Genomic DNA, 19,371 nt, shown 5'->3' on the forward strand with positions numbered 1-19,371 from the left:
ACGCTCAGTCGTCGAAGGGGTCGTCCGTCGACTCGCCGGGGATCGTGATGGTCGCCGCGTCCTCGATCGGGTCGTAGCGGATCACGGTGCCGTCGTCGAGCTCGACGACGGGCTTCCGCTCGAGCCACGTGAGCGTCCAGCGCCAGGCGGACGTGTCGGTCGCGAGCGCGATCACGTCCTTCTCGACGGTCTTCACCGCGAGGAGGACGACCTCGGGCAGCTCCGCGGGGGCGGTGCCGCCGACGGGCCAGCGGGTGCCGAGCTGCATCAGACGTCCTGCTCGTAGGTGACCCACGTCGTGCGGCGGGCGACCTTGTCGTAGAGACGCTGCGCGTCGGAGTTGTCCTCGGCGGTGATCCACCGGAGCATGCTGGCGCCGTCGCGGCGCGCGACGTCGGCGACCGCGGCGATGAGCTGCTCGCCCACGCCCTGGCGGCGCGAGACCTCGCGCACGTACAGGTCGTCGACCAGCAGGCCCCCGGTGCCGCGCGCCAGGCGCGCGAAGCGGTGGAAGTGCGCGAGACCGACGAGGGCGCCCTCGTGCGCGTCGTCGACGGCGACGAGCGCGGAGCTCGCGTGCTGGTCGTCGGTGAGCTGGCTCCAGGCGAGCACGGCTGCCTCGTCCGTGAGCTCGGTGCCGTAGAACTCGGCGTAGCCCGCGAACAGGTCGAACCAGGGGAAGAAGTCGCCGTCGCGGACGGGACGGATCGAGATGGTCATGCGCGGTTCTCCTCGGGCTGCTCGGCGGGGGCGAGCGTGATGCGGGTGACGGCCGGGCCGTCCCCCTCGGTGAAGGTCAGGTCGGTGATGCGGCCCACGGCGCGGAGGTCCCGTGCCACGAGCTCGAGCGAGCGGATGTCCTCCGTCGACGCGGAGACCACGGCCTCGGCCACGGGCGTCTTCTGCGAGGCCTTCGCGTCGGTCTTGGCGCGGCGGATGCCCACGAGCGCGCGACCGGCGAGGTCCAGCAGCCGCGGGTCGGCCGTGCCGCCGGTCGCCGGGGCGGACGGGGCAGGCGGGGACGGCCAGGCGGCGGTGTGGATCGAGCCGTCGTGCGACCAGCTCCACGCCTCCTCCGTGGCGAAGGGCACGAAGGGCGCGAACAGGCGCAGGAGGACATCGAGGGCCTCGCGGAGCGCGGCGACCGCGGATCCCCGGTCGGCGGGGTCGGCATCGGCCGAGTAGGCGCGGTCCTTGACGAGCTCCAGGTAGTCGTCGCAGAAGGTCCAGAAGAAGCTCTCCGTGACCTCCAGCGCGCGCGCATGGTCGTACTCCCCGAGCGCGGTGGTCGCGGTCTCCACGACCTCGGCCAGGGCGGCGAGCATGCCCACGTCGATGGCGTGGGTGGCGCGGGCGCCCTCGGGGGCCTCGAACGAGAGGATGAACTTCGCCGCGTTGAGGACCTTGATCGCGAGCCGGCGGCCGATCTTGATCTGCGTCGGGTTCTGCGGGTCCATCGCCGCGTCGACGCCGAGGCGCGCGGACGCGGCCCAGTACCGCACCGCGTCGGAGCCGAACTGCTCGAGCGTGGCCGCCGGGGTCACGACGTTGCCCTTGGACTTCGACATCTTCTTGCGGTCGGGGTCGAGGATCCAGCCGGAGATCGCGGCCGTCGTCCACGGCGCCTGGCCGTGCTCCAGCTCGGCCCGCAGGACCGTGGAGAAGAGCCACGTGCGGATGATGTCCTGGCCCTGCGGTCGCATGGAGAACGGGAAGACGAGGTCGAAGAGCTCGGGGTCGCGCTCCCATCCGCCCGCGAGCTGCGGGGTGAGCGAGGAGGTGGCCCAGGTGTCCATGACGTCGAGCTCGCCCTGGAAGCCGCCGGGCACGCCGCGCTGGTCCTCCGTGTAGCCGGGGGCGGGATCCGAGGACGGGTCGACGGGCAGCTGGTCCTCGGTGGGCGTGATGGCCTTGTCGAACTCCGGGTTGCCGTCGGCGTCGAGCGGGTACCAGACGGGCAGCGGCACGCCGAAGAAGCGCTGGCGCGAGACGAGCCAGTCGCCGTTGAGGCCGCCGACCCAGTTCTCGTAGCGCACGCGCATGAAGTCGGGGACGAACCCGATCTCCCGCCCGCGGGCGATCAGCCCGGCGCGGAGCTCCTCGTCGCGGCCGCCGTTGCGGATGTACCACTGGCGGGTCGAGACGATCTCGAGGGGCTTGTCGCCCTTCTCGTAGAACTTGACGGGGTGGGTGATCTTGCGCGGCTCGCCGATGAGCTCGCCGGACTCCGTGAGGAGCTCGACCATCGCCGCCTTCGCGGAGAAGACCGTCTTGCCGGCGAGGGCGGCGTACGCCGTGCGGCCCGACTCGGACGTGATGGCGGCGGGGGCGTCGGAGACGATGCGGCCGTCGAAGCCGACGATCGCGCGGTTCTCCAGCTGCAGCTCGCGCCACCACACCACGTCGTTGAGGTCGCCGAACGTGCAGACCATGGCGATGCCGGATCCCTTGTCGGGCTGGGCGAGGTGGTGCGCGAGCACGGGCACCTCGACGCCGAACACCGGCGTCGTGACGGTCGTGCCGAACAGGCCCTGGTAGCGCTCGTCGTCGGGATGCGCGACGAGGGCGACGCACGCGGCGAGGAGCTCGGGGCGCGTGGTGTCGATGATCACGTCGTCGCCGCCCTGCCGGTGGAACGCGAGGCGGTGGTAGGCGCTGGGCTGCTCGCGGTCCTCGAGCTCGGCCTGCGCCACGGCCGTGCGGAAGGTGACGTCCCACAGGGTGGGGGCGTCGGCCTGGTACGCCTCGCCGCGGGCGAGGTTGCGGAGGAACGCGCGCTGCGAGGCCACCTGCGCGTCGGCGCCGATGGTTCGGTAGCTCTGGCGCCAGTCGACGCTGAGGCCCAGCGTGCGGAAGAGGTCCTCGAACTGCTTCTCGTCCTCCTCGGTCAGGCGCTCGCACAGTTCGATGAAGTTACGGCGGGAGATCGGCTGCTGGTCGCCGGGCTTCGACGTGCCGCCGGTCTCGGAGGGCTGGTAGGCGGGGTCGTAGGGGAGCGTCGGGTCGCAGCGGACGCCGTAGAAGTTCTGGACGCGGCGCTCGGTGGGCAGGCCGTTGTCGTCCCAACCGAGCGGGTAGAAGACGCTCTCGCCGCGCATGCGGCGGTAGCGGGCGATCACGTCGGTGTGCGTGTAGCTGAAGACGTGGCCGATGTGGAGGGATCCGCTCGCCGTGGGCGGCGGGGTGTCGATGGAGAAGACGGTGCCGGCGGCGGCCTCGTCGCGGCGGAACTCGTACGTGCCGTCGGCCTGCCAGCGGGCGCCCCACGTGGCCTCGAGGCCCTCGAGGGCCGGCTTGTCGGGGACCCGGGCGACCTGGCCGGTCGCCTCCTGCGCGGTGTCCGGACGTCGTTCGTCAGCCATGCGTGCTCCGGTTCCCTCGATGTGGACGGCACCGTGTCGATGGTGAGGTGCCTTCTGTGCGGGGTTCACGCTACCGGATGGGGGCACGGAGGCCGGATGCGGGGGCGGCGACGCCCCGCGCATCCGGCCTCGAGGGCTAGGCCGGGCTCGTCGTCGCGGCCTCCCGGAACGCCCGGCGCATCGCGTCGAGCCGGGCCCTCAGCTCCGCGGGCACCCGGCCGCCGAAGCGGGCGAAGTGGGCGTCCACGGCGTCGAGCTCCTCGAGCCAGAGCTCGGGATCCAGCGACAGCAGCTCGTCGAGCGCTCCCTCGGCGAGGTCGAGGTCCTGGACGTCCAGGTCCTCCGGCAGCGGCAGCCCGCCGACGGGGGTCCGCTCGACGGGCACGCGGTCCTCCAGGCGGCGGACGATCCACTCGAGGACGCGGGCGTTCTCGCCGAAGCCGGGCCAGAGGAAGGAGCCGTCGTCGCCCTTGCGGAACCAGTTGACCTGGAAGACGCGGGGCGCGCCGGCGCCGAGCCCCCGTCCGACCTCCAGCCAGTGGCGCCAGTGGTCGGCCATGTCGTAGCCGCAGAACGGCTGCATCGCGAAGGGGTCGTGGCGGAGCTCGCCCACCCGGCCCTCGGCGGCGGCCGTCTGCTCCGACGCCATGGTGGCGCCCACGAAGACGCCGTGCTCCCAGTCGTCCGCCTCCGCCACGAGCGGGACGTTGGTGGCGCGGCGCCCGCCGAAGAGGATCGCGTCGACGACGACGCCGTCCGGGTCGTCCCAGTCGTCCGCGAGCGACGGGCACTGCTCCAGGCCCACGGTGAAGCGCGCGTTCGGGTGCGCGGCGGGGGTCCCGGATCCGGGCGACCAGGGCCGCCCCTGCCAGTCGACGAGACCCGCGGGCGGCGTGGGCGTCATGCCCTCCCACCACACGTCGCCGTCGGGTCGCAGGGCGACGTTCGTGTAGATCGCGTTGCCCCAGATCGTGGACATGGCGACGGGGTTCGACGCCTCGCCCGTGCCGGGGGCCACGCCGAAGAGGCCGCGCTCCGGGTTCACGGCGCGGAGCCGGCCCTGCACGTCCGGCCGCAGCCACGCGATGTCGTCGCCCAGCGTCTCGACCGTCCACCCGGGGATCGTGGGGGTGAGCATCGCGAGGTTCGTCTTGCCGCACGCCGAGGGGAACGCGGCGGCGACATGGAAGCGCCGGCCCTCGGGGCTCGTGATCCGGATCAGGAGCATGTGCTCGGCGAGCCAGCCCTCGTCGCGGGCCATCACGGAGGCGATGCGGAGGGAGAAGCACTTCTTGCCGAGCAGCGCGTTGCCGCCGTAGCCCGAGCCGAACGAGATGATCTCGCGGTCCTCGGGGAAGTGGCAGATGCGCTTGTCGGCGTTGTGCGGCCACGGGACGTCGGCCGTGCGGCGGCCCCGGTCGTCCACGAGCGGCGCGCCGAGGCCGTGCAGCGCGCGGACCCAGGTCGTGTCCGGGCCGATGAGGCGGAGCGCGTCGTCGCCCATCCGGGTCATGAGCGCCATGCTCGCGACGACGTAGGGGCTGTCGGTGATCTGCACGCCGAGCTGCGAGATCGCGCCGCCGAGCGGGCCCATCGAGAACGGGACGACGTAGAGGGTGCGGCCGCGCATGGATCCGGCGAAGAGCGCGTCGAGCTCGGCGCGCGTCTCATCGGGGTCGCGCCAGTTGTTCGTGGGGCCGGCGTCGGCGGGATCCGCGGAGCAGATGAAGGTGCGGTCCTCGACGCGCGCCACGTCGGCCGGGTCGCTGCGCGCGAGGAAGCTGTGCGGGCGCCACTCGGGGTTCAGCCGGATGAGCGTGCCGGCGTCGACCATCTCGCGCGTGAGGCGGTCGTACTCGGCGACGCTGCCCGTGCACCAGACGACCCGGTCGGGGAGCGTGAGCCGGGCGACCTCGGCGACCCACTCGGCGATGCGGGGGTCGCGGCAGCGCGCGGGAGCGGCCGCGCCGGGCGGGAGCGGCCGGGCGTCGGGCGTGGCGCCGGCCGTCCCGGTGCCGGTGCCGGGCCTGCCGCCGCGCGGGCGGTCGGCGGTGAGCGCGGGTGCGTCCTGGATGCTGGTCATGTCGGTCCGTCCTCGTCGATCGGTCTGTTGTTCCAGCCTGCGACCCGTCAGGATGGTGTTCGGGGATCCGCCGACGTGAAGAAGAGCGGATGTTCACGGAGAGGTGAATCAATGGACCAGCTCGTCATCGGCCGGCGCATCCGGCATGCGCGGAAGGGCGCGGGGCTCACGCTGCAGGCGCTGGGGGAGCGGGCGGGGATCCTGCCGAGCCAGCTGAGCATGATCGAGAACGGCCGGCGCGAGACGCGGCTCTCGACGCTCGGACGCATCGCCGCCGCGCTCGGCGTGGACGTCACCCACCTGCTCGCGGCGGACGCGCCGGACGCGCGGTCGGCCCTCGAGATCGAGCTGGACCGTGCGCAGCGCTCGTCGCTGTACGGCTCGCTCGGGCTGCCGACCGTCCCGGCGAGCAGGGCGCTCCCGCAGGAGACGCTGGAGGCGCTCGTGGGCCTGCACCGCGAGCTCGCCCGCCGTGCGCGCGAGTCGATCGCGACGCCCGAGGAGGCCAGGCGGGCGAACACGGAGCAGCGCCTGATGATGCGCGAGCGCCACAACCACATGCCCGCCATCGAGGAGCTCGCCGAGCGGATGCTCGCCGACGTCGGCCACCGCAGCGGCGCCCTCTCTCACCGCAGCGTCAGCCGCATGGCCGAGGGGCTCGGTTTCGAGCTCATCTACGTGGACGACCTGCCCCGATCGACGCGCTCGGTCACCGACCTCGGGGAGGGGCGGATCTACCTGCCGCCCGCGTCCATCCCCGGCGGCCACGGCCTCCGCTCGATGGCGCTGCAGGCGATGGCCCACCGGGTGCTCGGCCACGAGGAGCCCGCGAGCTACGCCGACTTCCTGCGGCAGCGGCTGGAGATCAACTACTTCGCGGCCGCGTGCCTCATGCCGCTCACACAGTCGGTGGAGTTCCTCGCGGAGGCCAAGGCGCGGCGCGACCTCGCGGTGGAGGACTTCCGCGACGCGTTCGGCGTGACGCACGAGGCGGCGGCGCTCCGGCTCACGAACATCAGCACCACGCACCTCGACCTCCGCGTGCACTTCCTGCGCGTGGGCGGGGACGGCGCGGTCTACAAGGCCTACGAGAACGACGGCCTGCCGCTGCCCGTCGACGTGACGGGGGCGGTCGAGGGGCAGCCGGTCTGCCGCGAGTGGGCGGCGCGCGGCGCGTTCGACCGCACGAACCGCACGACCGAGTTCCACCAGTACACGGACACGCCGGCGGGGACGTTCTGGTGCTCGACGCAGACCGGATCCACCGCCGAGGGCGAGTACTCCATCTCCTTCGGCGTGCCGTTCGCGCACGCGAAGTGGTTCCGGGGCCGCGAGACGACGGCCAGGAGCGTGTCGCGGTGCCCCGACGAGTCGTGCTGCCGGCGCGCGGATCCCGAGGACGCCGGCCGGTGGCGCCACCGCGCGTGGCCGAGCGCGCGGCTGCACGCGCACATCCTCGCGCCCCTGCCGCGCGGGTCGTTCCCCGGGGTGGACGACCGCGAGCTGTACGCCTTCCTCGACCGGCACGCGGGGGCCTGATTCAGGGCGCCGGGCCGGTCAGCGTGTCGCGGCGTCCGGGTCCAGCCGGGGGACGGCGTCGAGGAGCGCCCGGGTGACGGGGTGGACCGGACGCGTCAGCACGTCGTCCGCGGATCCGCGCTCGACGACCCGGCCCTCGCTCATCACGAGGACCTCGTCGCTCATGTGCGCGACGACGCCCAGGTCGTGCGAGATGAGGAGGAGGCCGAGGCCCAGCCGGCGCTGCAGCTCGTCGAGGAGGTCCAGCACCTGCGCCTGCACGGCGATGTCGAGCGCGGAGACGGGCTCGTCGCAGATCAGGACGTCGGGCCGGGCCGCGAGCGCGCGCGCGATGGCGACGCGCTGGCGCTGGCCGCCCGACAGCCGCGCGGGACGGCGGCGGAGGAGCGCGGGATCGAGGCCCACCTGCGCGAGGAGCGTGGCGGGGGAGTCGAACGCGTCCGCGCCGCGGTGGCCGGCGACGGCGAGGGCGTCCTGGAGGATCCGGTCGACGGTCCAGCGCGGGTCGAAGGACGCGAGGGGGTCCTGGTAGACCGCGCCGACGCGCGCGCGACGGCTGCGGCGCTCCCGCTCGGGGAGGCCGCTCCACGGGTCGCCGTCGAGCGTCACGGCGCCCGCGTCCGGCTCCTCGAGCGCGAGCAGGAGGCGGGCGACCGTGGTCTTGCCGGAGCCGGACCCGCCGACGAGGCCGAGCGTGCGCCCGCGGCGCACCTCGAGGGAGACGTCGTCGACGGCCGTGCGGGCGGATCCGGCGGGACCCCGGTAGGAGCGCGTCAGGCCGGTGGCGCGGAGGACGACGCGGTCGTCCGGGTGCGGTGCGGCGCTCGCGGCCGGGGCCGCTGCGGCCGCGTCGACGCGGGCCTCCGACAGCGCGACGCCGCGCGGGACGCCCGTCGGGACCGCCGCCACGAGAGCGCGGGTCCGGCGATGCGCGGGCGCGCGGAGGACGTCCGCGGTCCGGCCCTCCTCCACGATCCGTCCGTCGTGCATCACGGCGACGCGGTCGGCGAGGCGCGCGACCACGGCCAGGTCGTGGCTGACGAGCAGGGTCGCCTGGCCGCGCGTGCGGAGGTCGGCGAGCAGGTCGATGATGCGCGCCTGCACGGTGGCGTCGAGCGCGGTCGTGGGCTCGTCGGCGACGAGGAGCGGCGGATCCAGCGCCAGGGCCGCCGCGAGGAGCGCCCGCTGCCGCAGCCCGCCCGACAGCTCGCCCGAGCGCTGGTGCGCGCGCGTCGCGGGATCCGGCATGCCCACGAGCTCGAGCAGCTCGAGGACCCGCGCCCGGCGCGCGCGCGGATCCCGCATGCCGTGGATGCGGAGGGCGTCGCCGATCTCGCGGCCGATGGGCCGCAGCGGGTCGAGGGACGAGAGGGCGTCCTGCAGCACGAGGCCGACGCCGGATCCCCGGACGCGCCGCCACGCACGGGGACCGGCGGCGCGGAGGTCGCGGCCGGCGATCTCCAGGACCTCCGCCTCGACGTCGGCGCCGGGGCCGGCGAGGCCGAGGAGGCTCCTGGCGGTGACGCTCTTGCCGGAGCCGGACGTGCCGACCAGCGCGAGGCACTCGCCCGGCGCGATCCGCAGCGAGACGCCGTGCACGACGGGGACGCCGTCGAACCGGACGCGGAGGTCCTCCACCCGCAGGGCGGGCGGCGTCGCGGGGGCTCCCCGCCCTGATCCGCCGGTCATGATCCGCGCACCCGGCGCTCGAGCGCCCGTCCGAGGACGGTGGACGCGGTCGCGGTCAGGACGATCATGAGGCCGGGCACCACCGTGAGCCACGGTGCCGAGCCGATGTACGTGCGGCCGGCCGCGAGCATGGCGCCCCACTCGGGATCCGGCGGGACCGTGCCGAGCCCGAGGTAGCTGAGCGACGACGCCCACACGATCGCCTGGCCGACGCCGAGCGTCCCGAGCACGAAGAGGGGAGTCGCCGTGTTCGGCAGGATGTGCCGCGCGAGCACCACGAGCGGGGGGCGGCCGAGCACGGTGGCCGCCTCCACGTAGGCGGAGCGGCGCACGGCGACGACCCGGCCGCGGATGATGCGCGCGTAGCCGGGCGCGGCCGAGATCCCGACGGCCAGGGTCGCGCTGCCGATGCCGGGCCCGAGGATCACGATGAGGAAGAGCGCGAGCAGCAGGCCGGGGAACGCGAAGACCACCTCGATCACGCGGTTCACGGCGAAGTCGGCGATCCGGCCGAGGAGCGCGGCGGCGAGCCCCAGGAGCGTGCCGAGGCCGAGGCCGATGGCGGTGGCGGTCACGCCGATCACGAGGCTCGGTCCGGCGCCGTGCACGACGCGCGTGAGCACGTCGCGGCCGGACTCGTCGGTGCCGAGCAGGTGGCCGGCGCCGGGCGCGCGGAACGCCTCTGCGGGGGCGATGGCGAGCGGGTCGCCGGGCGCGACGAGGCCGGGGGCGACGGCGCAGGCGAGGAGCAGGACGACCGCGATCGCGGCGCCCGTCGTCCCGGCAACGGCGAGGAGGCGCACGCGCGGCCGGTCGGGCGCGAGGGCGAGGAGCGTCGCGGCGCGCGGGTCGCTCATCGTGCGACCGCCGGCGCATCGGCCGCGGCTGCGACCGCAGGGGCGGGAGGGCCCGAGACGCCGGGGACGGGCCCCGAGCGCGCGTCGACGAGCCGCGGGTCCACGATCCGGGCCAGCAGGTCGGTCACGGCCGTGAGCACGATGTAGACCACCGCCACCACGAGGACCACGCCGACGATGACCGGCACGTCGCGGCTGGTCACCGCCGCGAGCGCGGTGCGGCCGAGGCCGGGCCGGGCGAAGATCTGCTCCACGACCACCGCGCCGGAGATGAGGAAGCCGAACGCCCAGCCGGACAGCGCGATCCCGGGGGCCGCCGCGTGCCGGAGCGCGTGCCGCAGCCGGACGCCTGCCTCGGACTCGCCGCGGGCCCGGGCGGCGAGCGCGAACGGGGAGTCGAGCGCGTCGAGCAGCGCTTCGCGCATGATCTGCCCGAGGAACCCGGCGAGGGGGATCGCGAGCGTGAGCACCGGCAGCACGAGGCCAGCGGGGGACGATCCGCTCACGGCCGGCAGCCAGCCGAGGCCGGTGGAGAACACGAGGATCAGCACCACGCCGATCCAGAAGTGCGGCAGCGACGCCGCGACGATCTCGACGCCCGCGCCCACCGCTGCCGCGACGCGGCCCGCTCCCGTGGAGACGAGCGCGAGGCCGAGGGCGAGGATCCAGGCGACCGTGAGCGCGAGCACCGCGAGCAGCAGCGTGCCGGGCAGCTGCCGGGCGAGCACCGCCACGACGTCCTCGCGCAGCGCGTACGAGCGGCCGAGGTCGCCCCGCGCCAGCCGACCCAGCTGCGCCAGGTACTGCACGAGCAGGGGCTGGTCGAGCCCGTACTCGGCGCGCACGGCGGCGACCGCCTCGGGCGGCGCCTGCGAGCCGGGGCCGCCGAGGATCGCCTGCGCGGGATCGCCCGGGATCAGCCGCACCGCGAGGAACGTGACGGTCGCGACCGCCCACAGCACGAGGACCGCGCCGCCGATCCGGGCCGCGACGGCCCGGACGGCGCCGAGGAGCCCGTGTCGACGGGGACCGGACGCGCGGACGGCGCGCCCGCGCCTCACCGGGCGAGCCAGGTGTCGTACAGCGTCGGCGTCGCGACGGACGGCAGGGCGCGGAGGCCCTGGACGGCGGTGCCGTGGAGGAAGTGGTTCTGCTGGTCGTAGAGCGGCAGGATCCAGTACCCGGCCATCACGCGCTGCTGCACGTCGGTGTAGAGCGCCTTCCGGCGGTCGAGGTCGGTCGTCGCGCGGGCCTCGGCGAGCGCCCGGTCGATCTCCGGCACCGACACCTTGGCGTGGTTCGCGAAGTAGCCGCTCGGCGCCGGGGTGATGCCGGAGGTGTCGTAGAGGATCCGCAGCACGTCGGGCCCGGCCTTCGTGTACGGCGCGCTGACGAGCTCGTACGCGTCGGCGCCGAGGGCCTCGTACCAGGAGCCGAGGTCCATGGGCTCGAGCTGCACGTCGAAGCCGACCTGCTTGGTGGTGGCCTGGATCTGCTCGAAGAGCGACTGCTCGGCCGGGATCGACTGGTTGGTGCTCACGGGGAAGCGGAGCGTGAGCCGCTTCCCGTCCTTCGTGCGGATCCCGTCGGCGTCCTTGGCCGACCAGCCCGCCTGGTCGAGGAGGGCGGCCGCGCGGTCGGCGTCGATGCCGAAGAGGTCGGGGGCGGACACGGCGGCCGGCTCCGTGCTGGCGAGAGGCGAGTACGACCGGTCCGCGGTGCCCTGGAACAGGGCGGTGATCCCCGCGTCGACGTCGGCGGAGCGGATGAACGCCTCCCGCACGCGCGCGTCGTCGAAGGGCGCGCGGCCGGAGTTCAGCTCGATGCGGTTGGCGGCGCCGGGCCGCGGCGCGTCGAGCTCGCCGAGCGCGCCGCTCGCCGTCGCGGAGACGATCGCGTCGGGCTGCGCGTTGTCGATCACGTCGACCTCGCCGCTCTGCAGCGCCGCGAATCGGGAGGCCGCGTCGGGCAGGAATCGCCAGTCGATGCGGTCCAGGTACGCGGGCCCCGTGTGCGCGGCGTCGGTGGGCGGCGAGGAGTACGCGTCGTTGCGCACGAGCGAGATCGACTGCTGGCGGTCCCAGCGCTCGACGCGGAAGGGGCCGGTGCCGATGGGCGCCGCGCAGTTGGCGTCGGTGCCGCGCGCGATCCCGGCGGGCGACTCCATGGCCAGCCACGGCTGCGAGAGCGACTCGAGCAGCGCGCTGTCGGGCGTCGAGAGGGTGAGCCGCACGGTGTCCGCGTCGACCGCGGTCGCGTCCGAGATCGCCTGCAGCGCGAGGTAGCCGGTGGAGGAGAGGGTCGCGGGATCCTGCACGTGCCGGATGTTCGCGACCACGGCGTCCGCGTCGAACGGCGTGCCGTCGGTGAAGGCGACCCCCTGGCGGAGCTTCAGCTCGAGGCCGAGCCCGTCCGCGCTCCAGGTCCAGCTGTCGGCGAGCCAGGGCGTGATCCCGCCCGCGCCGTCGAGCGACACGAGCGGCTCGAGGAACTGGGACGACACGAGCGCCTGCGGGTAGTTGCCGCCGACGTGGGGGTCGAGGCAGTCGGGCTCGGCGTCGCCCGACGCGTAGACGAGCGTGCCGCCGGAGACGGGCATGGTCGATGCCTCGGGGGTGGCGGGCGTGCATCCGGTGAGGAGGATGGCGGTCGTGGCGAGGGCGCCGAGGCCCGCGAGCGCGCGGGTGCGTGGGGTATGGATCATGGGTGCTTCCGATGAGCGCGCCGCTGCGGGCGCTGGTGCGGGTGTTTCTGTACCGCGTCCAACAATACGCGCCCGCCGTCACCCCGGTGCACCAGGATGGGCCCATGACTCCCGCCCGTCCCGCCGGTCGTCCGCGTCGCTCCTCGCGCGCGACACTCGAGGAGGCCGCCGCCGAGCTCTTCCTGGAGAACACGTACGCCGCCACGACCGTGGAGCAGATCGCCCAGCGCGCCGGGGTGAGCCGCGCCACCTTCTTCAACTACTTCGCCTCCAAGGCCGACCTGCTGTGGGCGGGCCTCGACGACACGCTCCGCGCCCTCGGCGACGCGCTCGTGTCCGTGGATCGCGCGGGCCCGCCCGTCGACGGCGTCGTCGACGCGCTGATCGGCGCCGCGTGCTCCCGCGGCGAGGGCTGGCTGCCGCTCGCCCTCACGCAGCACGAGGTGATGGGCCTCGGCGCCGACGTGCAGGGGGAGGGCGTGGCCCGGGCGGCGCCGCTCGTGGATCCCATCGCGCAGGCCCTCGCGCGGGCGTCCGGCTGCCGCGCCTCCGCCGGGCCCGTGCGGATCGCCGCCGCGGTGATCGCCGCCGCGACGGCCGCCGCCATCATCGCGTGGGCGGATGACGGCGTGGGCCGCGGCCCCCTCGAGGACGCCGTCCGCCGGGCGCTCGACCCGCTCCGCCCGGCCCTGGCCGCGACCCTCGGCTGACGTGCGGCGCGCGCCCTTCCGCGGGCCTCCGCAGGCGATGATGGGCACATGACCTCCGACGCCCTCCCGCAGCCCGACCGTGCCGCCCTCGCCTCCTCGTTCGGATCCGTCGCGGACCAGTACGACCGCGTCCGCCCCGGCTACCCCGACGCCGCCGTCGAATGGATGCTCCCGGCCGGCGCCCGCCGCGTCATCGACCTCGGCGCGGGCACCGGCAAGCTCACCCGCCTGCTCGCCGCGCGCGGCCTCGCCGTCACCGCGGTCGAGCCCGACGCCGAGATGCGCCAGGTGCTCCAGGCGGCGTCGCCGGGCCTCGACGTCCGGGCGGGCAGCGGCGAGGCGATCCCGGTGGGCGACGGCGAGGAGGACGCCGTGCTCGTCGCGCAGGCCTGGCACTGGATGGACGCGGGCGAGGCGGCCCGGGAGGCCGCGCGCGTGCTGCGTCCCGGCGGACGGCTCGGCATCGTCTGGAACATGATGGACGGCGACGTCGACTGGGTCCGCGAGCTCGACGCCATCCTCGAGGCGGGCCGGCGCCACGGCGGACGCGCACCCGAGCCCGGCCCGTTCCCCGGGTTCGGCCCGGTCGAGCACGCGTCGTTCGCCCACGTGCACCGCACGACCCCCGAGGAGGTGGTGGACCTCGGTGGGTCCATCAGCCGGATCATCACCCTGCCCGACGACGAGCGCGCCCGCGTCCTCGAGGACATCCGCACGCTCCTCGCCGGCCACCCGGACACGGCAGGCAGAGACGTGCTCGACCTGCCCTACCGCGCCGACGCGTACCGGGCCGAGCTCGGCGGCTGACCCGCCGGATCCGCCGCCCGGGCGCGCTAGGATCTGTGGCACAGGCGTCGATCCGGCCATCACCGGGGAGCCTTCGGAAGAAAGCCGCGGAAGACGGGGCGAGTAGAACCGAACGGATAGGGCCCGTCATCGCCTTCAGGAGAGTGGTCGCGCATCGCGCGGCAAGCGGGGTGGTACCGCGCTCGGGGATCCGCATGAGGGATCCGGGCGTCCTCGCGGAGATCCCATCGCCGCAGGAGCCACCATGACCTACCCCCGTCCCGTCCCCGACGACCCGAGCGCGCCCGACCAGGTCGCCGCGAGCCCGCGCTTCCCGGACGTCGAGAAGGGGATCCTCGCGTTCTGGAAGCGCGACGACACCTTCCGCGCCTCCGTCGAGCGGCGCGAGGGATGCGACGAGTGGGTCTTCTACGACGGCCCGCCCTTCGCCAACGGCCTCCCGCACTACGGGCACCTCCTCACGGGCTACGCGAAGGACGCCTTCCCGCGCTTCCAGACCATGCGCGGCAAGCAGGTCCACCGCCGCTTCGGCTGGGACACGCACGGCCTCCCCGCCGAGCTCGAGGCGATGCGCCAGCTCGGCATCACCGAGAAGAGCGAGATCGAGGAGATGGGCGTCGAGGCGTTCAACGCCGTCGCGCGCCGCTCGGTGCTCGAGTACACGGGGGAGTGGGAGGACTACGTCACGCGCTCGGCCCGCTGGGTCGACTTCGAGGACGACTACAAGACGCTCGACATCGACTTCATGGAGTCGGTCATCTGGGCCTTCAAGCAGCTGCACGAGAAGGGCCTCGCCTACGAGGGCTTCCGCGTGCTGCCCTACTGCTGGCACGACCAGACCCCGCTGAGCAACCACGAGCTGCGGATGGACGACGACGTCTACCGCATGCGCCAGGACCAGTCCGTCACCGTCACGTTCCCGCTCGTCGGCGCGAAGGCCGAGTCGCTCGGCCTCACCGCCGTGCGGGCGCTCGCCTGGACGACGACGCCCTGGACGCTGCCCACCAACATGGCGCTCGCCGTCGGGCCGGACATCGTCTACGCCGTGGTGCCGGCCGGCCCCGCGGGCACGCCGGACGCCGAGGCGCCCGACTCGCTGCCCCGTGCGTCGTCCGTGCAGCTCGCGGCCGAGGTGCTCGGATCCGAGTACCTCATCGCCCAGGACCTCGTGGGGAACTACGCCAAGGACCTCGGCTACGCGTCCGCCGACGAGGCCCGCTCCGCCGTCTCCCGCACCGTCACCGGTCGCGAGCTCGAGGGCGTCGCCTACGACCGCCTCTGGGACTTCTACGCCGACACGGAGGCCTTCGGGACGGAGAACGCGTGGCAGGTGCTCGTCGCCGACTACGTGACGACCACCGACGGCACCGGCATCGTCCACCAGGCCCCGGCCTACGGCGAGGAGGACCAGCAGGTCTGCGCGGCGGCCGGTATCCCCGTGATCCTGTCGCTCGACGAGGGCGGCCGCTTCGTCGACGCGGTGCCCGAGGTCGCGGGCGAGCTGTGGTCGGACGCCGGCAAGACGCTCACGCGCATGCTCAAGGCGCAGGGCCGCCTCATCCGCCAGGCCAGCTACGAGCACTCCTACCCGCACTGCTGGCGCTGCAAGAACCCGCTCATCTACAAGGCGGTCTCCAGCTGGTTCGTGCGCGTCACCGACTTCCGCGACGACATGGTGCGCCTCAACCAGGACATCACGTGGACGCCCGAGAACGTCAAGGACGGCCAGTTCGGCAAGTGGATCGGCAACGCCCGCGACTGGTCGATCAGCCGCAACCGGTTCTGGGGCAGCCCGATCCCGGTGTGGAAGAGCGACGACCCGGCGTACCCGCGCGTCGACGTGTACGGCAGCCTCGACGAGCTCGAGGCCGACTTCGGCGTGCGGCCGACGGACCTGCACCGCCCGTTCATCGACCGGCTCACGCGCCCGAACCCGGACGACCCGACGGGGAAGAGCACCATGCGCCGGATCGAGGACGTGCTCGACGTCTGGTTCGACTCGGGATCCATGCCCTTCGCGCAGGTGCACTACCCGTTCGAGAACCGCGAGTGGTTCGACCAGCACAGCCCGGCGGACTTCATCGTCGAGTACATCGGCCAGACCCGCGGCTGGTTCTACACGCTGCACGCGCTGTCGACCGCGCTGTTCGACCGGCCGGCGTTCTCCAGCGTCGTGAGCCACGGCATCGTGCTCGGCAACGACGGCCAGAAGATGTCGAAGTCGCTCCGCAACTACCCCGACGTCAACGAGGTGTTCGACCGCGACGGATCCGACGCCATGCGCTGGTTCCTCCTCGCGAGCCCCGTGCTCCGCGGCGGCAACCTCGTCGTCACCGAGGAGGGCATCCGCGAGGGCGTCCGCCAGGTGCTGCTCCCGCTCTGGAGCACCTGGTACTTCTTCTCGCTCTACGCCAACTCCGCGCAGCCCGGTGGCTACGAGGCGCGCCGCGACACGACGAGCGACGACGTGCTGGACCGCTACATCCTGGCCCGCACGCGCCGGCTGGTCACCGAGGTCACGGAGCACATGACGGCGCTCGACTCGACGCTGGCCGCCGCCTCGCTCCGCGACTTCGCCGACGTGCTCACCAACTGGTACGTGCGCCGCAGCCGCGACCGCTTCTGGGCGGGCACCGAGGCGGGCGACACGCGCGCCTTCGACACGCTCCACACGGTCCTCGAGACCGTGACGCGCGTCGCCGCACCGCTCCTCCCGCTCGTGTCCGAGCGCATCTGGAAGGACCTCACGGGCGGGCGCAGCGTCCACCTGGAGGACTGGCCGGAGCCCGACGACCTGCCGGCGGACGACCGCCTCGTCGAGGTGATGGACCGCGTCCGACAGGTCGCGTCCACCGCGCTCTCGCTCCGCAAGCAGTCGGGCCTCCGCGTGCGCCAGCCGCTCGCGCGCCTCACGGTCGTGAGCGACGACGCCGACGGCCTCGCCCGGTTCGAGGACATCCTGCGCGACGAGCTCAACGTCAAGGCCGTCTCCGTCGAGGAGCTGACCCCCACGAGCGCGGCCGACGCCGGGATCACCCGCCGCCTCACCGTGAACGCGCGCGTCGCCGGACCCCGGCTCGGGAAGGGCGTGCAGCAGGTGATCCAGGCCGCCAGGCAGGGCGACTGGACCGAGGCGGACGGCGAGGTCGTCGCGGGCGGCGTCCCGCTCGTGGCCGGCGAGTACGAGCTCGTGCTGGAGGTGGCGGGCGACCGGGCCGACCAGGCGCTCGCGCTCCTGCCGGGCGGCGGCTTCCTGCTGCTCGACACCGCGCTCACCCCCGAGCTCGAGGCCGAGGGCCTCGCGCGCGACGTGGTGCGGAACGTGCAGGACGCGCGGAAGGGCGCGGGGCTCGACGTGAGCGACCGCATCGCCCTCGTGATCCGGCTGGACGCCGCGGGCGCCGAGCAGGCCGAGCGGTTCCGCGACCTCATCGCGCGTGAGACCCTGGCGGTGGCGCTGCGGATCGACGCGGACGCCGCGGCGGATCCGGATCCCGGCATCACCGTCGGCGGCGGATCGCCCCTGTACATCGAGGTGGAGCGAGCATGAGCGACCAGCGGGGCGGACGCCCCTTCGACGACGACGCGGACGACGACCGCCGCGACGACGACTTCGAGCTGGAGACGGACGAGGGGGTCGACGCCGCGGCGCGCGCGCTCGACCCCGACGTCGACGGCCTCAGCGACGACCAGCTCTTCGCCGACGACGCCGCCGAGCTCCGCCGCGAGGCCGAGCAGTCGATCGTCGCCGGCCGCGAGGTCGACGACGAGAACTACTTCGAGCGCGAGGGCGACGCCGTCTACCAGGCGCTGCTCGCGCGGATGGGGGAGCAGGCGCCGCAGCCGCGCCTGTCCGCCACCCGGCGCGTCGTCGAGCTGCTCGGCGACCCGCAGCGCGCGTACGCGATCGTCCACGTCACCGGCACGAACGGGAAGACGTCGACCAGCCGGATCACCGAGAGCATCCTGCGCGCCACCGGCCTGCGCACGGGCCTGTTCACGAGCCCGCACCTCGTGCGCTTCAACGAGCGCATCGTCGTCGACGGCCTGCCGATCACGGACGAGGCGCTCAGCCGCAACTGGGCCGACGTCGAGCCGTTCATCGACCTGGTCGACCGGGAGCTCGTCGCCGCGGGCGAGGAGCCCGTCACCTTCTTCGAGGCGCTCACCGTGCTCGCGTTCGCGTCGTTCGCCGACGCGCCCGTCGACGTCGCCGTGATCGAGGTCGGCATGGGCGGCGAGTGGGACAGCACGAACGTCGGCGACGGCCAGGTCGCCGTCTTCACGCCCGTCTCGCTCGACCACACGCAGCGGCTGGGATCCACCGTCGCGGAGATCGCGCGCACCAAGTCCGGCATCGTGAAGCCCGCGTCGGACGTCGTGTCGAGCGCCCAGGTGCCCGAGGTCGTGGCCGAGCTCACGCGCGCCGCCGAGCTCACGGAGTCCACGTGGTCGATCGAGGGCGAGCGGTTCCGCCTCCTCGACACGACCCTCGCGGTCGGCGGCCAGGTGATCAGCGTGCAGGGTCTCGCGGGGACCTACCGCGACGTGTTCCTGCCGCTGTTCGGCGCGCACCAGGCGCAGAACGCAGCCGTCGCGATCGCCGCGGTCGAGTCGTTCCTCGGCGGCGGCGACCACGCCATCCACGACGACGTCCTCGCGGAGGGCCTCGCCACCGCGACGAGCCCCGGACGCCTGCAGGTCGTCGGCACGGAGCCGACCGTGCTGGTCGACGCGGCGCACAACCCCGCGGGAGCCGCGTCGCTCGCGGCCGCGCTGCCCGTGTACTTCACCTTCGACCGCGTCACCGCCGTGATCGGGGTCCTCGCGGACAAGGACGCGGAGGGGATCGTGCGCGAGCTCGCGCCCGTGGTCGACCACTTCATCGTCACCAGGTCCACGTCCGAGCGCTCGGTGGATCCCGACGAGCTGGCGCGCATCGTCGTCGGCGTCGTCGGCCGCGACCGCGTCACGGTCGAGCCCGACCTGCGCACGGCGCTCGAGGACGCGCGCGACTCGGCGGGCGAGACCGAGAAGGGCGCGGCGCTCGTCACCGGCTCGATCCTCCTCGTCGGCGAGGCCATCGCCCACGCCGCCGACGAGGGCTGGAAGACCGCGTGAGCGTCGGAGGACGCCCGGCGCGCACCCGACGGCCGCGGCCGCCCCGCACTACGGTCGAGATCCTCGGATCCATCGTCATGGGCTTCCAGGTCATCGTCGTGTTCCTCGCCAGCCTCGTCGCCTTCGGCCTCCAGGCGCTGCCCGCGCTGCCCGCCCTCGGCGGCGGGGCGCTGCTCGTCGTGGCCATGCTCGCCGTCGTCGGCACCCTGCGCACCCCGCTCGGCATCCGCGCCGGCTGGGTCGTGCAGGTGGTCGTCGTCCTCACCGGGTTCGTGCTCCCCGCCATGTTCGCGGTCGGCGGCTTCTTCCTGCTCCTCTGGATCTACGCCATGGTCCAGGGCGCCCGGATCGACCGCGAGAAGGCGGCCGCCCGCGGCGCGTGGGAGCAGGCCATGCTCGACGAGCAGACCGCGGCCGGCGGGAGCCCCGACCCGGGCGATGACCGCCCCACCGACCACCGACCGACCACCGAGCCGCCGGCTCCCACCCCGTAGGAGGC

The 19,371-nt window shown here is 74.1% G+C and carries 14 protein-coding genes; 6 read left to right on the plus strand and 8 right to left on the minus strand.

The annotated features are described in order from the left end of the window. Positions 1-4 precede the first annotated feature (4 nt). The 4 genes from ITJ40_RS07465 to ITJ40_RS07480 all read right to left on the minus strand — a co-directional run bounded on the left by ITJ40_RS07465 (position 5) and on the right by ITJ40_RS07480 (position 5,445). Complete coding sequence (locus ITJ40_RS07465) at positions 5-268, minus strand: hypothetical protein (RefSeq protein WP_194666435.1); 264 nt, start codon at positions 266-268, stop codon at positions 5-7. Beyond that, positions 268-720, minus strand: a complete 453-nt coding sequence (locus ITJ40_RS07470; RefSeq protein ID WP_194666436.1) for a GNAT family N-acetyltransferase — start codon at positions 718-720, stop codon at positions 268-270. Before ITJ40_RS07470 ends, ITJ40_RS07465 begins: the two co-directional genes overlap by 1 nt. After that, positions 717-3,362 carry a valine--tRNA ligase gene (gene valS, locus ITJ40_RS07475; RefSeq protein WP_194666437.1) on the minus strand — a complete coding sequence of 882 codons (2,646 nt, stop codon included), beginning with the start codon at positions 3,360-3,362 and terminating at the stop codon, positions 717-719. Before valS ends, ITJ40_RS07470 begins: the two co-directional genes overlap by 4 nt. 136 nt (positions 3,363-3,498) lie before the next feature. Beyond that, positions 3,499-5,445 (minus strand): phosphoenolpyruvate carboxykinase (GTP), encoded by a 1,947-nt coding sequence (locus tag ITJ40_RS07480; RefSeq protein ID WP_194666438.1) that lies wholly within the window; start codon positions 5,443-5,445, stop codon positions 3,499-3,501. A 111-nt stretch (positions 5,446-5,556) separates the two neighbouring features. On the opposite strand from ITJ40_RS07480, the gene ITJ40_RS07485 reads away from it, so the two are divergent. Then, positions 5,557-6,984, plus strand: coding sequence for a helix-turn-helix domain-containing protein (locus ITJ40_RS07485; protein ID WP_194666439.1), 1,428 nt, complete (start codon positions 5,557-5,559; stop codon positions 6,982-6,984). Positions 6,985-7,002: 18 nt separating this feature from the next. Here the strand turns inward: ITJ40_RS07485 and ITJ40_RS07490 are convergent, their stop codons facing one another. The 4 genes from ITJ40_RS07490 to ITJ40_RS07505 are packed head-to-tail and all read right to left on the minus strand — an operon-like array spanning position 7,003 to position 12,234. Further along, positions 7,003-8,673 carry an ABC transporter ATP-binding protein gene (locus tag ITJ40_RS07490; protein WP_194666440.1) on the minus strand — a complete coding sequence of 557 codons (1,671 nt, stop codon included), beginning with the start codon at positions 8,671-8,673 and terminating at the stop codon, positions 7,003-7,005. After that, positions 8,670-9,530, minus strand: coding sequence for an ABC transporter permease (locus tag ITJ40_RS07495; protein ID WP_194666441.1), 861 nt, complete (start codon positions 9,528-9,530; stop codon positions 8,670-8,672). Before ITJ40_RS07495 ends, ITJ40_RS07490 begins: the two co-directional genes overlap by 4 nt. Next, positions 9,527-10,591: an ABC transporter permease gene (locus tag ITJ40_RS07500; RefSeq protein WP_194666442.1), complete on the minus strand. Its 1,065-nt coding sequence runs from the start codon at positions 10,589-10,591 to the stop codon at positions 9,527-9,529. The genes ITJ40_RS07495 and ITJ40_RS07500 overlap by 4 nt, the downstream gene beginning before the upstream one ends. Beyond that, entirely contained in the window at positions 10,588-12,234 is a 1,647-nt protein-coding gene (locus tag ITJ40_RS07505) for an ABC transporter substrate-binding protein (RefSeq protein ID WP_194666443.1), read from the minus strand. Before ITJ40_RS07505 ends, ITJ40_RS07500 begins: the two co-directional genes overlap by 4 nt. A 104-nt stretch (positions 12,235-12,338) precedes the next feature. On the opposite strand from ITJ40_RS07505, the gene ITJ40_RS07510 reads away from it, so the two are divergent. From ITJ40_RS07510 to ITJ40_RS07530, 5 genes are all read left to right on the plus strand, one after another. Beyond that, positions 12,339-12,944 (plus strand): TetR/AcrR family transcriptional regulator, encoded by a 606-nt coding sequence (locus tag ITJ40_RS07510; protein WP_194666444.1) that lies wholly within the window; start codon positions 12,339-12,341, stop codon positions 12,942-12,944. Positions 12,945-12,992: 48 nt separating this feature from the next. Then, positions 12,993-13,751 carry a class I SAM-dependent methyltransferase gene (locus tag ITJ40_RS07515; RefSeq protein WP_194666445.1) on the plus strand — a complete coding sequence of 253 codons (759 nt, stop codon included), beginning with the start codon at positions 12,993-12,995 and terminating at the stop codon, positions 13,749-13,751. 244 nt (positions 13,752-13,995) lie between these two features. Continuing rightward, on the plus strand, positions 13,996-17,301 hold the full coding sequence (ileS, locus tag ITJ40_RS07520; RefSeq protein ID WP_194666446.1) for an isoleucine--tRNA ligase: 3,306 nt from the start codon (positions 13,996-13,998) through the stop codon (positions 17,299-17,301). Further along, positions 17,298-18,872, plus strand: a complete 1,575-nt coding sequence (locus tag ITJ40_RS07525) for a folylpolyglutamate synthase/dihydrofolate synthase family protein (protein WP_194666447.1) — start codon at positions 17,298-17,300, stop codon at positions 18,870-18,872. Before ileS ends, ITJ40_RS07525 begins: the two co-directional genes overlap by 4 nt. After that, positions 18,869-19,366, plus strand: coding sequence for a DUF4233 domain-containing protein (locus ITJ40_RS07530; protein WP_194666448.1), 498 nt, complete (start codon positions 18,869-18,871; stop codon positions 19,364-19,366). The genes ITJ40_RS07525 and ITJ40_RS07530 overlap by 4 nt, the downstream gene beginning before the upstream one ends. The last annotated feature ends 5 nt before the right edge of the window (positions 19,367-19,371 follow it).

Origin of the sequence: Clavibacter sp. VKM Ac-2872, from assembly GCF_015351105.1 — a bacterium.
Classification (GTDB): Bacteria; Actinomycetota; Actinomycetes; order Actinomycetales; family Microbacteriaceae; genus Clavibacter.

Coding starts and splice junctions, on each gene's coding strand:
- valS (WP_194666437.1), bottom strand. CDS start 3,362: ATGGCTGACGAACGACGTCCGGACACCGCGCAGGAGGCGACCGGCCAG.
- ITJ40_RS07495 (WP_194666441.1), bottom strand. CDS start 9,530: ATGAGCGACCCGCGCGCCGCGACGCTCCTCGCCCTCGCGCCCGACCGG.
- ITJ40_RS07490 (WP_194666440.1), bottom strand. CDS start 8,673: ATGACCGGCGGATCAGGGCGGGGAGCCCCCGCGACGCCGCCCGCCCTG.
- ITJ40_RS07525 (WP_194666447.1), top strand. CDS start 17,298: ATGAGCGACCAGCGGGGCGGACGCCCCTTCGACGACGACGCGGACGAC.
- ITJ40_RS07465 (WP_194666435.1), bottom strand. CDS start 268: ATGCAGCTCGGCACCCGCTGGCCCGTCGGCGGCACCGCCCCCGCGGAG.
- ITJ40_RS07470 (WP_194666436.1), bottom strand. CDS start 720: ATGACCATCTCGATCCGTCCCGTCCGCGACGGCGACTTCTTCCCCTGG.
- ITJ40_RS07485 (WP_194666439.1), top strand. CDS start 5,557: ATGGACCAGCTCGTCATCGGCCGGCGCATCCGGCATGCGCGGAAGGGC.
- ileS (WP_194666446.1), top strand. CDS start 13,996: ATGACCTACCCCCGTCCCGTCCCCGACGACCCGAGCGCGCCCGACCAG.
- ITJ40_RS07510 (WP_194666444.1), top strand. CDS start 12,339: ATGACTCCCGCCCGTCCCGCCGGTCGTCCGCGTCGCTCCTCGCGCGCG.
- ITJ40_RS07515 (WP_194666445.1), top strand. CDS start 12,993: ATGACCTCCGACGCCCTCCCGCAGCCCGACCGTGCCGCCCTCGCCTCC.
- ITJ40_RS07480 (WP_194666438.1), bottom strand. CDS start 5,445: ATGACCAGCATCCAGGACGCACCCGCGCTCACCGCCGACCGCCCGCGC.
- ITJ40_RS07505 (WP_194666443.1), bottom strand. CDS start 12,234: ATGATCCATACCCCACGCACCCGCGCGCTCGCGGGCCTCGGCGCCCTC.